This window comes from Ruegeria sp. CE9, assembly GCF_056537425.1.
In genome coordinates this window covers 37,533-49,849 of record NZ_JBQFRO010000012.1, presented here as the reverse complement: position 1 = coordinate 49,849, position 12,317 = coordinate 37,533, and the positions used below count along the sequence as shown (strand labels likewise).

The 12,317-nt window shown below is 55.1% G+C and carries 15 protein-coding genes and 1 tRNA gene; 10 read left to right on the top strand and 6 right to left on the bottom strand.

Annotated features, from left to right (window positions below; translation table 11 throughout):
- The first annotated feature begins 63 nt into the window (after positions 1–63).
- The 10 genes from ACR0B3_RS19215 (at position 64) to ACR0B3_RS19170 (ending at position 5,859) form a co-directional block, all read left to right on the top strand.
- On the top strand, positions 64–1,212 hold the full coding sequence (locus ACR0B3_RS19215) for a DUF2235 domain-containing protein (RefSeq protein WP_480810460.1): 1,149 nt from the start codon (positions 64–66) through the stop codon (positions 1,210–1,212).
- Between the two features lie 22 nt (positions 1,213–1,234).
- Entirely contained in the window at positions 1,235–1,789 is a 555-nt protein-coding gene (locus ACR0B3_RS19210) for a DUF333 domain-containing protein (RefSeq protein ID WP_480810459.1), read from the top strand.
- A gap of 153 nt (positions 1,790–1,942) precedes the next feature.
- A complete protein-coding gene (locus ACR0B3_RS19205) occupies positions 1,943–2,098 on the top strand; it encodes a hypothetical protein (protein WP_170724677.1) in 156 nt (51 codons plus the stop codon).
- A gap of 126 nt (positions 2,099–2,224) precedes the next feature.
- A complete protein-coding gene (locus ACR0B3_RS19200) occupies positions 2,225–3,100 on the top strand; it encodes a carbon-nitrogen hydrolase family protein (RefSeq protein ID WP_480810458.1) in 876 nt (291 codons plus the stop codon).
- A 90-nt stretch (positions 3,101–3,190) separates the two neighbouring features.
- On the top strand, positions 3,191–3,409 hold the full coding sequence (gene infA, locus ACR0B3_RS19195; RefSeq protein ID WP_005978431.1) for a translation initiation factor IF-1: 219 nt from the start codon (positions 3,191–3,193) through the stop codon (positions 3,407–3,409).
- Positions 3,410–3,419: 10 nt separating this feature from the next.
- Positions 3,420–3,998: a Maf family protein gene (locus ACR0B3_RS19190; protein WP_480810457.1), complete on the top strand. Its 579-nt coding sequence runs from the start codon at positions 3,420–3,422 to the stop codon at positions 3,996–3,998.
- On the top strand, positions 3,995–5,017 hold the full coding sequence (locus ACR0B3_RS19185) for a ribonuclease E/G (protein WP_480810456.1): 1,023 nt from the start codon (positions 3,995–3,997) through the stop codon (positions 5,015–5,017). The genes ACR0B3_RS19190 and ACR0B3_RS19185 overlap by 4 nt, the downstream gene beginning before the upstream one ends.
- Positions 5,014–5,196: a DNA gyrase inhibitor YacG gene (locus tag ACR0B3_RS19180; protein WP_480810455.1), complete on the top strand. Its 183-nt coding sequence runs from the start codon at positions 5,014–5,016 to the stop codon at positions 5,194–5,196. The genes ACR0B3_RS19185 and ACR0B3_RS19180 overlap by 4 nt, the downstream gene beginning before the upstream one ends.
- 79 nt (positions 5,197–5,275) lie before the next feature.
- Positions 5,276–5,350 (top strand) — tRNA-Phe (locus ACR0B3_RS19175).
- 29 nt (positions 5,351–5,379) lie between these two features.
- Positions 5,380–5,859 (top strand): AlbA family DNA-binding domain-containing protein, encoded by a 480-nt coding sequence (locus ACR0B3_RS19170; protein WP_480810454.1) that lies wholly within the window; start codon positions 5,380–5,382, stop codon positions 5,857–5,859.
- 49 nt (positions 5,860–5,908) lie between these two features.
- Here the strand turns inward: ACR0B3_RS19170 and ACR0B3_RS19165 are convergent, their stop codons facing one another.
- The 6 genes from ACR0B3_RS19165 to ACR0B3_RS19140 all read right to left on the bottom strand — a co-directional run bounded on the left by ACR0B3_RS19165 (position 5,909) and on the right by ACR0B3_RS19140 (position 12,311).
- On the bottom strand, positions 5,909–6,481 hold the full coding sequence (locus ACR0B3_RS19165; RefSeq protein WP_480810453.1) for a recombinase family protein: 573 nt from the start codon (positions 6,479–6,481) through the stop codon (positions 5,909–5,911).
- A gap of 336 nt (positions 6,482–6,817) precedes the next feature.
- A complete protein-coding gene (locus ACR0B3_RS19160; RefSeq protein ID WP_480810452.1) occupies positions 6,818–7,312 on the bottom strand; it encodes a hypothetical protein in 495 nt (164 codons plus the stop codon).
- A 640-nt stretch (positions 7,313–7,952) separates the two neighbouring features.
- Positions 7,953–10,193 (bottom strand): hypothetical protein, encoded by a 2,241-nt coding sequence (locus ACR0B3_RS19155; protein WP_480810451.1) that lies wholly within the window; start codon positions 10,191–10,193, stop codon positions 7,953–7,955.
- Complete coding sequence (locus ACR0B3_RS19150) at positions 10,180–10,374, bottom strand: hypothetical protein (RefSeq protein WP_480810450.1); 195 nt, start codon at positions 10,372–10,374, stop codon at positions 10,180–10,182. Before ACR0B3_RS19150 ends, ACR0B3_RS19155 begins: the two co-directional genes overlap by 14 nt.
- Before the next feature lie 261 nt (positions 10,375–10,635).
- Complete coding sequence (locus ACR0B3_RS19145) at positions 10,636–11,562, bottom strand: 3-hydroxyacyl-CoA dehydrogenase NAD-binding domain-containing protein (RefSeq protein WP_480810449.1); 927 nt, start codon at positions 11,560–11,562, stop codon at positions 10,636–10,638.
- A complete protein-coding gene (locus ACR0B3_RS19140) occupies positions 11,562–12,311 on the bottom strand; it encodes an SDR family NAD(P)-dependent oxidoreductase (protein WP_480810448.1) in 750 nt (249 codons plus the stop codon). The genes ACR0B3_RS19145 and ACR0B3_RS19140 overlap by 1 nt, the downstream gene beginning before the upstream one ends.
- Between the last annotated feature and the right edge of the window lie 6 nt (positions 12,312–12,317).

The following is a 12,317-nucleotide window of genomic DNA, read 5'->3' as shown; positions in this document are numbered from 1 at the left end:
ACAACCCAAAGGCAGTTGGATATACTGCGGGCATTGATTGATCAAATTGCCCGAGGATCCGCTTTGAAGAAAATCGTTATCTGCTGCGACGGCACCGGCAATGAGATCAAGGAAAACCAATCCAACGTCCTCAAATTCTATCGCGTCCTGCAGGAAAGCGAAGATCAGATCGGGTTCTATGATCCGGGTGTTGGAACGATCTCGAACAGCGGGGCGTGGAGCCGGTTCAAGAACCAGCTCAAGGGCGTGTTCGGGCTGGCCACCGGTTACGGGCTGGATGCCAATGTGCTGGATGCGTATCGGTTCTTGATCCACCATTACGAAGACGGGGATGAGGTTTACCTGTTCGGCTTTTCGCGCGGCGCGCATACCGTGCGGGTGCTGGCCGGTTTCATCAACATGGTCGGCCTTTTGCACACGCATCAGGATCATCTGTGTTCATATGCCCTGACGGCCTACAAACAATCCGGTGCCCGGGATGAGTTTGACGTCGCATGGCGTGTGCAAGAGGTTCTGAATACGCGCCGCATCACCATCCGCTTTATGGGATGCTGGGATACGGTCGCCTCGGTCATCGTGCCCCGCCCCGACCGGATGTACCTGCCCTCGCTCGAAGCGTTGCCGTATACCCAGACCAATCCTTGCGTGCGCGTCTTCCGGCATGCCTGCGCGATTGATGAACGCCGCCGCATGTTTCGCCTGTCCCGCTGGCAAGAGCCGCAGTTGTTCAAAACCAACCCGTTCGTCAAAGATGAAGACGCCGAACCGCAGGACATACAACAAGTCTGGTTTGCCGGTGTTCACGGCGACAATGGCAGCGGCTATCCCGAACAGGAAAGCGGCGCTGCCAAATTCCCGCTGGCATGGATGGTTGACGAAGCGCGCGCCCACGGGCTGGTGTTCCGCGAAACCATGGTCAAACGACTGGTCCTGGGCGAGAACCCCAAGAATGTAGAGGCTGGCAGCAAACGCGACTACGCTCCGCCCAGCATCCGGGCCATGCTGCACGATTCCATGACCTTCTGGTGGAGGCTGCTGGAATATCTGCCAAAGCGGAAGAAATGGCATGACGATCCCGAGATGCGGGACCAATCCGGTTTCTACTTTCCATTGAAAGAGCCGCGTTTCATTCCAGCTGATGCGATCATACATCCCTCAGTACGGGAGAGGATCGACTTGCAAAACGGATACGACCCGAAGAACCTGCCCTGACACCAAACCGCGTGAGGTGAACATGACACTGCGTCTTTCGAATTCTTCAGGTCCAATTGCGGCGCTGGCGTTGGTCCTTTCGCTGGCCCTGCCAGCAGACAGCATAGCCAACACCGGCTTGGCCAACCCTGCCGCAACGTATTGCATCGCGCAAGGTGGGCTCTATGGCATTCAAGACGGCGCCGACGGGCAGACCGGGATCTGCCAATTGCCCGATGGTACAAAGATCGACGCGTGGACTTATTTTCGCGAACAGCATGCCAAGACCGAAAGCAACAAGACCGTCGGTCTGGCAAACCCCGCCGCAGTGTATTGCGGGTCGCTGGGTGGAGAATATGACCTCAAAACTTCTCGTTGCACGCTGGCTGATGGCACCTCTGAGGATGCTTGGGCGCTCTACCGAACGGCGCATGGAAAAACCCAACAATTGGTGAACCCGGCGGCAGCTTACTGCCTTGAGATCGGCGGAAGTTATCAGATCCAGGATACCGGCACCGGACAGGTAGGCATCTGCACAAAACCAGACGGCACATCGCAGGACGCATGGGCCCTGTTTCGTGCGGAAAATCCGGAATGATCTGAACACTCTGGTCAGATCGGCCAATGGTACCATATAATTCCTCTGCGTCGCTTGTCTATGGGCGGTGCCAAGCGTGTTTCTGGAGCCTATCTATCTGAAGTCCTCCCTTTCAAGATCGGTTGAATCTGGTTTTGCATTCCCGAAGCCCATGTGCTGGACGTCAAGCTGCCCCTGCGCGCGCTTGAAGAGGTGGCAAAGCTGATGGCCGAAGCGGTATTCCTTGCCGGATTCATTCAGGTTTTGCGACAACTCAAAGCACCTGCTGATCTAACGCCAGACCCGGCCACTGCTCACCCCGCCGAGTAGGCTTGCCAATCATCCTTGATCCAGTTGTCGCGATCCACGTTCCAGAACCGAGCGCCTTTGGTTTAATGTGGCCCCCAACATCCCGTTGCTCTAAGGTCGCGCTGCGACCACACGCAGGATGACGAAATGAAAATTGCCACCGCCGCTTACAATCTCGATTGGCTCGACAGCTGGGCGCAGTACGAAGACAAGCTTGAGGCGTGGGTTTCGAACGCCGCGCATCAGGGTGCTGACCTTCTGGTTTTCCCCGAATATGGCGCGATGGAGTTGTCGACGCTCGATGGCCGCGCGGTGGCTGGTGATCTTGAACGCTCGATCCGTGCCGTTTCTGACCGCATGCAAGATGTACAAGTCGTACATTCCCGCCTGGCGAAGATGTACAACACATACATACTGGGAGCTTCAGCGCCAGTTATCGACGGATCAGACCGCCCGGTGAACCGCGCCATCTTCTACGCACCTGATGGCCGCGTCGATCATCAGGACAAGCAGATCATGACGCGGTTCGAGCGTTCGCCCTGGGACATCGCCCCCGGCGGCCCGCTGAAACTGTTTGACACCAGCTTGGGCAAAATTGGCATCCTCATCTGCTATGACAGCGAGTTTCCTCTGCTGGGTCGCGCCCTTCAGGATGCCGATCTGATCCTTGTTCCCTCTTGCACCGAAGCTTTGTCAGGTTACTGGCGCGTGCGGATTGGCGCCATGTCACGCGCCCTTGAAAATCAATGTGTTACGGTAATGTCATCGCTGGTCGGCAACAACGATTGGTCCGAAGCGGTCGATATGAACACCGGCATGGGCGGTGTATTTGGCCCGCCCGATATCGGCTTTCCGCCGACCGGGGTGCTTGCCGAAGGTACGCTCAATACCCCCGGCTGGACCTATGCCGAGGTCGATCTGTCCGCCATCGCAAATGTCCGCGCCGATGGGCATGTGCTGAACCGCGCCCACTGGACCGAGCAAGAACCGCGAGTCAATTCCGTCACAATATCACCCCTTTAGGCGATTCCGCCCTTGAAATAAGGCCGAAATAGGCTCATTTAAGCGCACGAACTGCAGATTCTGCAGGTGCAACTTAAATGTGGAGACAACATGGCCAAGGAAGATACGCTCGAATTTCCCGGTGTCGTGAAGGAACTCCTGCCTAATGCGACGTTTCGGGTCGAGCTGGAAAACGGCCATGAGATCATCGCACATACGGCAGGCAAGATGCGCAAAAACCGCATCCGTGTTCTGGCCGGCGACAAAGTTCAGGTCGAGATGACCCCCTATGATCTGACCAAGGGTCGGATCAACTATCGTTTCAAGTAACGCCCGACACATGGCGTTTATCCTCGGATCGGGCAGCCCACGGCGGCTGGACCTGTTGGCGCAGCTTGGCGTACAGCCCGATGCGATCCGCCCACCGGATATCGATGAAACGCCGCTAAAGGGCGAGCTGCCGGTTCCTTATTGCAATCGTATAACTCGCGAAAAAGTGCAGGCTATTCAATCGAATATCGGTGATATCACGCTGTGCGCAGATACAACCGTTGCCCTTGGACGCCGCATCTTGGGCAAGCCCTCAGATGCTGGCGAGGCGGCCGAGTTTCTGTACGCCTTATCCGGTCGGCGCCACCGGGTTATCACTTCGGTCGCAGTCCGGTGCGGAGAAAAGATCCTGCAGCGAGACGTTGTTTCTCAAGTCAAGGTGAAACGCCTGTCCGACACCGAGATCAACGCCTACCTTGCGACGAATGATTGGCAAGGCAAAGCCGGAGCCTATGCCATCCAAGGCCCTGCCGGCGCCTTCATCCCGTGGATTTCAGGATCGTTCACCGGTATCGTCGGCCTGCCCCTGTCCGAAACCGCCGCATTGCTGCAGGGCATCGGCTATCCGTTGTATCGCGAGGCATCATGAAGGGTCGGACCATCATTCTGGATCACATCCAGGGGCGTGAGGCCGCAGCCTTGATGGTGGACGGCATTCTTGATGATTTCCTGATCGCCACCGACGCTCCTGCGCCCGGTACAATCTATCGCGCCCGCGCCGATCGACCGGTCAAAGGTCAGGGCGGCATGTTCCTTTCAACCCCTGATGGCCAAGCATTTTTGCGGCAAGTCAAGGGGTTGGCCCCCGGCGCCACGCTGCTGGTTCAGGTAACCGGCTATGCCGAGCCCGGCAAAGCCATCCCGGTGACCAACCGCATCCTGTTCAAAAGCCGCTATGCGATTGTGACACCGGATGCGCCGGGCCTGAACCTTTCACGCCGCATTCGGGACGAAGATGTCCGAGACCAATTGCTCGAAATTGCCCATGAACAGATGGGTGACAGCGCACACGGCCTGATCCTCCGCTCTTGCTGCCAAGGGGCCGAGACCCACGAGATTGCCGAGGATATTTCGGCCATGCTTGCCTTGGCCGATCAGGTCTTGGGCGATTCCGGTTCGGATACCGAATTACTCAGCGAGGGCGACGGTCCACATATCCTTGCATGGCGCGACTGGACCGATCCGGCCGAGGTGGTGACTGCATCCGGCAGTTTCGAAGATCATGGCGTGCTAGATGCGCTTGATATTGCGCAAGGGATTTCCGAGACGCTGCCCGGCGGCGGTCATCTCTATATCCAACCAACCCGGGCCTTGGTCGCGGTGGACGTGAACACCGGAGCTGACACATCTCTGGCCGCAGGCACCAAAGCCAACTTCGCCTGCGCGAAGGCCTTGCCGCGCGCCCTGCGCGTGCGCGGGCTGGGAGGGCAGATCACTCTGGACCTCGCACCCATGCCCAAGAAAGACCGCCGGGGCTTTGAGTCTGCCTTGCGCGCCGCATTCAAGTCCGATCCGGACGAGACAATTCTGGCCGGTTGGACCCCGCTGGGTCATTTCGAACTTCAGCGCAAACGTGGTCGTATCCCATTGACGGAGATACTGAAATGAGCTGCCCGATCTGTGGCGAAGACTCCCGCCATGCCTTTCGCCCATTCTGCTCAAAGCGCTGCGCGGATATCGATTTGGCAAAGTGGCTGAACGGTTCATATGCGGTACCATCACAACGCGAAGAAGACGCAGAGGCAGGTTCCGAACCCGTTGAAAGCCGACCGCAACGCCCACACTGAAAAAATGTCAAAAAGCCTCTGGACACTGCCAGTAGCAAGTCATAGAAGGCCTCCACCCAATGGCAAACGCCATTCCCGTGCCCGGGTAGCTCAGGGGTAGAGCAGTGGATTGAAAATCCTCGTGTCGGTGGTTCGATTCCGCCCCCGGGCACCACTACTCCAAGAATATCGTTTATATTACAAATGCTTGATGAAAAATGCATACTAGTCAGTGTACAGTCCTATGGACGATTAACTGAGTTTAAATCTACTCTGCGTAAGAACCTTCATACCGGCGATAACGACATCCGCATGGAGAACTCAGCCTTAAAAACTATCGTCGGGTTCCTTAACTCTAAGGGAGGTGGGACCCTGTTTATCGGTGTGACGGATGATGGAGTTGCCCTTGGTATTGACGCGGACTCGTTCAAGAACGAAGACAAAATGTACCTACACTTGAACAACTTGATCAAAGACCGGATTGGCGCGAAATACATGCTCTACATCCATCCGCATTTCGATGAGTATGAAGACAAGCGCGTCCTTGTTGTTGAATGTCTCCCGGCGCGTTCACCGGTATACCTTAAAGAAGGAAACGAAGAACGTTTCTACATTCGTTCGGTCGCAGCAACGGTTGAATTGAAAGGCGGCCAAGCACAGGATTTTATCAGCCAACGCTTTTAGGACAAACCGGCCAAGATGTCACCTTACAGAAGTTCCACTTTAAGCTTGTCTAGGAGGCGCTGGGAGAGAGGTACCGATACACTGAAGAACGGGCGATACCTAGCCGTCGGGCAATCGCACTCGGACTTTCCCCATTGTTTGCCGCCATCCGGATTTCGTCACCATCAATAGTGGCTGGTCGACCCTTGAACGGGCTGTCTGATCCTTTGGCAAGGGCTGCATCAATGCCTTCACGTTGCCTAGCCTGCCTAATTTCGGTTTCAAAAGTAGAAATGGCGGAAAGCATCGAGAAAAAGAGGCGCCCTTCGGGAGAAGTTGTATCAATGTTTTGTTCTAGCACGCGAAGGCCTACACCCTTCTCATTTAGTGTGTGCGCAATGTTGTGCAGGTCGCGGGTGGATCTTGCCAAACGATCCAAACGAACACATACAACCGTGTCGCCCTTCCGCACGCCACGGTTCAAAAGTTCATGAAGAGCCTCGCGGCCTTTGCGTGATGTACCGGATATTTGTTCGGCATAGAGGTGCTCGGGCTTTACGCCAGCGCGCATTAGTGCATCCTTCTGTACATCCAGAGACTGAGAACGGCTACTGGTCCTAGCATATCCAATGAGTTCGCCCATGTTGTCCTCCTGCGTCCGATTAGAGTGTCTCAAAAATATATGGTGTCCGATAAGTATAGATTCAAGTCTATTAGGACATATCTGGAGAAACTTGGGGCGTCCTTTTCGAGTATACACAAAACGGACAATACGGAGCCGGTAGAAACCGACTCCGTTCAGCAGCAGCGTTTCGACGGTTACAACATGCGCAAGAGCTGCATCTTGAGCTTCCCCGTTGGCCTGATCAGCTTTGAAGGTCGCTCAATCAGCTCATTGGACTCGACCTTCGATTTTCCGGCATTCCCGCTTTCCAATGGCGGGCATAAGAGCAAAATACATTACTCTCTTTCGAGATCCTTAGTTTGTAGACCTTTGCTCCAAGAGCGCCTCAATCTCCGGGCGAGCAGATTTGGCATCCTCGCTTAAGGAAAAGATCAGATTCCAAGACTCTGGAAATCTCGTGAAGTAGATATTGAGGGCGATCAGACAGCGGAGTTCTGCAGGGGTCTCTTTTGTTTGAATGGGTCCGCCAAGAGCGGTATTTATGTCACCAACCGAGAGCGCACCTGCAATAGGAAGGCGGTCGAGGGTAAGTCCAATTTTTGCATCAAGTGCCTTTCTTGATAAAGACGGATACACCGCATTGGCGCAATTACCTATTATTTCCTCGTGCAGCTTCATGTGTGCAGCGCTTTCAAACGAGTTTGAGTTCGCAAACAATGAATTGGAATTTAGCATGACCACAAAGGCATCGCTGTAGTTCTTTGGTGTACGATCGCTGACGAGATTTGCAAATCCGACCGCACCCAGGATGAGTGATGCCAGTACTAGGGCAACGCCATAGATTTTCATTGTAGATCCTTATTACTTTTCAGTTAGTTGAGCCGCCTTATACACAGCTTCAATTGACTAATACAAACCCCGAATAGTAGGTCAGATTAGCAAAACCGATGTCGAGCGTGAGCCTATTCCGACCCTTTTCGGACGCGGCGCAACGCATGATCAAAGGCGACCAAAAAGTTGAACCCAATTCGGACACATTGCAGTGAGCGCCTTGCAGCCGAGAAGTGTCCAGCCTAGCACTCCCGACCATCTGAACGCGCGGGCTAGTAGCGGGGATGTGCGGGCACATGCCCGCATCAATAAAGCTATATATTTCATGGATTTGGTCGAAGCCTGCGGACTGCGGACTATATTCCGCGAGAACCTACGGATAGATGTGAGTATATTTTTTCACCTGATCGGATCGTTCGTCGTGCCTACCGAAGCGGTCCTATCTGTTGATGCACCGAAAGAAATCAGAATCCGAAAGAACACCTAAGACGAATTGCAAGCCCGCAAAGGGGTCCCTCGATGCAACAGAACCAAGGAAAATAGGGGGGCGGGGCTGCGGACCATCAAGCCCGCTGAACCCCGCAATCGCCAACTCGGTCCGCTACTCGGCACATGATTGCCCCCCCCCGCTAACGCGGGAGGTGGTAAGTATGGAGCATCAGTCGATCCGACGCTTGCTCATTTCCCAGAAGTATTGGTTTTGAGACTGCGGGTCGGGAGCCTCCGCAAAACTAATCGCGTACCGCACTTCCTCATCACCTTCGAACGAAGTCACCTCGTATGCACGGCGGGCAGTTTCGCGAAAAGCAGTGACGATGCCGCGCGCATGATTGTAACTCCCGTCATCACGGTTGTAACCCCAGCCGTCCAACGGGAGAGGTTTGCCGTCATCCGCTACGTTCAACTCATCTTTTATGCTAAAGACTGCAATTCCTCTACGTCCGCGTATCTCAGCAGTACCGCCAGCTCGGAACAAGGTTCCATCGCAATGGGTAGATGCAAGGTGCTGAATGAACATCTCGACGCCATTGTCGCCACCGGTCGCTCCATATGAGCGGAGACGCGCCTCGTTCTCCAAGAACCCTCGGATTTCCGCGTCGCGAAGGATTCCTCCCATAACGCGGCTCCAGGACTCGAAGCTCGCCTTCGGTCTCCCGGTCCATGGTTTCATTCCCTTGGCGACCCAGTTCTGCACCAATGTCAAGATCGCCCAAACCAGCTTGGGTCGGCTTTCCTGAGTCCAAGCTTCCAGATCAGGATGGCGAAAGCCCGTCCTGTTTTCAGGGTTCGGCGTCTTCGCGTCGAGTTCAATCATGACCATTCGGCGAAGGATTTCGCTAGATCCCTTGATGTTGTTCGCGGCGGCGACCCATGTATGGCGGACGTCTGCCTCCACCATGCGACTGGACCCCAAAAGGCGCGTCCGCACCCTGCCTTCAGACACGTTTGACGCGAACGAACCCAGAGAGATTGCTGCGTTCATGTTGTCGAAGAAGGTGAACTCAGATGAATGATTGATGTGTGCGCCCATTACCTTGGCGTACTCTTCATCTGACGTCGGCATAGGCTCCGCCGCTGCCTTTCTTCCCGTCGCTGCGAGTGTAATTGCGCCTACTAATCTGCCAGCTCCGGTCCCGGGTGCAGGCTTTGTCGGAGCGTAAACAGGAGTTGGGCCTGCGATTAGATCCCGAACGGAGCGTTCGATACACATACAAACAGCGTGAGCAATAGAAGGCATCGGCTGGCTGCCGGGTACATTGTGCAAACCGCGATTCATGCGTTCGTGTCGGTCAACAATCCCTTCAAAGGGGAAATCGCCCATCATTTCTTCGATCAATAACTGCTTGGCCTCGTTGACTTCCTCGGGCGAAGGTACAGCGCTAACGGCTGGCACATCTAACTCGCAGTCAAGGAACGTCTCGGATAATTTGTCATATCCAGCAGTGTCGACCCGACGTCCGTCCGAAGCAAAGAAGGGCGAAGACTTTACCTCAGAAAGGGCAGCATATTTCTTGTCCAGCCTATTGTAGTTGTGTCTCACGATCTGCTTTGGGGCGAATTCAATCCTCTCGTCATCCTCGCCTTTCCTGCGAAGCCACTGCGTATTTGAGTCGAGAATTGTACCGAATTGTGCTTCACTGAGCATTCTGCGACTGCCTTCGTGCAGATCACATACATCGCCCTTGAACACATAGATTACAGGATCACCATTTGCATCTAATGCGTCGCCAAGCCGATCCTGTGCGAACTCAGCCATTTCATGGTCAGACCATTCGTTCACCACAGGGATTGTATCCGCTCCGCGCTTTGGGCGGTTTGCCGAGGCCTGTTCGGCCACAACTCGATTTACAACTTTTCGCGCATCGCGCTTCCCCAAGTGGATGTGATTGCTCTCGACAAAGCGATCCACAAGGTAGTTTAGCGCTTGAAGGTCGGTTTTGAAGTTGATCGACCGACACAGGCGGCGGATTAGGGCGTCGAGTTCCAGCGAGTCGACGTGCGCCTTGACCCCGGCAAGGGCTTTGTCGATCTGTGCGAAGGCCGTAGGTTTCTTTGCCTTGGCTCGTGGCTGCCTTGATTTCTCTTTAGCCACTCTTTGACGATCATAGACCTCCAACTTTTGTTGGAAAAGGATGCAGCGTGCATCGCGGTATGCGAACTCCAAGGTTCTGTCGCCCAGAGGCCAATCGGAAAACCTCTGTTCTACAAAGTCGATCAGGATCGCTGCTTGCTTCTTGGTCGGTTGCCAGTTTTGACAGGTCAGATCGACGTGCAACCCATGTTCTGAAAAGAGTTCATGGGCTGCTAGACATGCCGCAGCAAGCTCCCAGTCTGATCGTGGGTCGCTGGAAGGCGCTTGCAAGTGTTCTTCTAGGTCTTCCCATTCATCTTCTGCCATCTCGCTGAGGCCAGAAGTTGATCCGAGATGTACGTTTGTTGATTTGGTATCTGTAGTGGAATGACGCAGCACCAGTCGCAGTGCTGACGAAGTACAGGCCGCCCCCGTCATGCAGTGTGACATCCTTGTTCATGGCGGCGCGCAATGCGCTGTCTTTCAACTTGTGCAGGGTGCGGGTCAAATGGGCCAATCCTATAGACAGCTCTATGTACAGTTTTTGGACTGTGATCGCGCATTTATGCCGTTAAGTCACTGAGAAAAATAAGGTAATTTTGTGACAGTGGTTCCGCCCCCGGGCACCATTCCCAAGAATCTTGAAAACCGAAACCGAGCGCTCTTAGGGTCGGCGATTGTGCCATGGCCAAGCCATGCAAGACTAAGAACTCAGGATCACGCTTCCTACAAGCTCGGTGGGTTTAGGTCGTGGACAGAGCACGGTGAATCAGCGCAAATCTCTCGTGGATTTCTGCATCGCGGTGATAAGCGCATCTCGTTCAGCGGACAGTTCTGCAGGGGTCTTGCCGCGAGCGGAATCTGCGATACCTCTGATCAGGATATCGGCTGTTTGCTGGTCAAGCGTAACTTCACCCAAATCGTCCCACCAACCATTAAAGGTCTCAGCGAAGTGATCGCAGAAGGATTGTAGTCCACCCTCCCCTGCGCCAAGGTTGAACAGCATCGTCGGGCCCATGGCCGCCCAGCGCAGGCCGGGGCCTGCCCATACGGCTTTGTCGATGTCCTCGACCGAAGCCACGCCTTCGACCACAAGGGAAATGGCTTCGCGCCAGATTGCGGCTTGCAGGCGATTGGCCACATGCCCATTCTTTTCTTTGCGCAGTCGGATCGTGACCTTGCCGACGGATTGATAAAACGCTTCTGCATCAGCTACGGCCTTTTCATCCGTCAGATCGTTGCCCATGACTTCAACCAGCGGAATAAGATGCGGAGGGTTGAAGGGATGCCCCAATACGAAACGCGCAGGATTTCCCCAGCCGCCCTGCATCTGGCTTAGCATTAATCCCGAGGCCGAACTGGCGACAATGGCATCGCGATCCAGAACCGGCTCGATCTCTGCAAATGTGGCGGTTTTGATTGCTAGCCGTTCTGGTACGTTTTCCTGAATGAACCCGGCACCTGCCGCCGCTTCAGCAACTGTTGCATGAAAGGTGATGGCATTCGGGTTTCCGTTGTCGTTCAGCCCCAGTTCGGTCAGTGTTGGCCAAGCATTCTCGATGTACTCTCTGACACGCTTTTCCACGTCAGCCGCAGGGTCGAACAGGGCGACGGAGCGTCCCGAGGCCAGAAAAAGGGCTGCCCAACTTGCACCAATGACGCCGCCGCCCAGGCACGCTGTGTGAGGATACTTCATCAAAACAAACCCGGATTGAGAGGAGACGCCGCCGTCATGCCGCCATCCACAGTGAAGCATTCGCCCGACACATAAGCAGCTTGATCGGATGCCAGCCATGCCACCATGTTCGCAATGTCCGCTGGTTGACCAAAGCGGCCAACGGGGTGGCGGGCCAGCGCGTCATCCATCGCGACCTGGGGATCCCTGGCCAGGGCAAAGGCGTCTTCAGCCATTTCTGTCATGATCCATCCCGGTCGCACGGCGTTGCAGCGGACCTGGGGGCCGTGATCAACGGCTATGGATCGCGTCAGACCGTGAACAAAGGCTTTGGACGCGTTGTAGAGCGCCATAGACGGGTCAGAGACCACACCCGAGATCGATCCGATATTGGTTATGGTGCCGCCATGTAGGCTCATCTGAGGCAACACAGCCCGACACATATTGAAAACGCCTCTGCAATTGACGTTCATGACCAAGTCCCAATCCGCGTCCGAGCTGTCAGTCACGGTTTTCTCGACCTGAACCCCTGCGTTATTAACCAGATGGTCCACCTGGCCAAACGTCTTGGTCGCCAACCCGACCAGTTCATTTGCCTGATCGGGTTCTGAGACATCCGTCGTTTGCCACAGAACATCCTCAGCCAAGTCACCCGGACGCGGCCCGCGTCCGCAAGTTAGAACGCTGGCTCCATCAGCCAGAAACCGATCAACAATTGCGCGCCCGATGCCGCGACTGCCGCCTGTTACGATTACGGTTGGTTTTTCCATAATTCC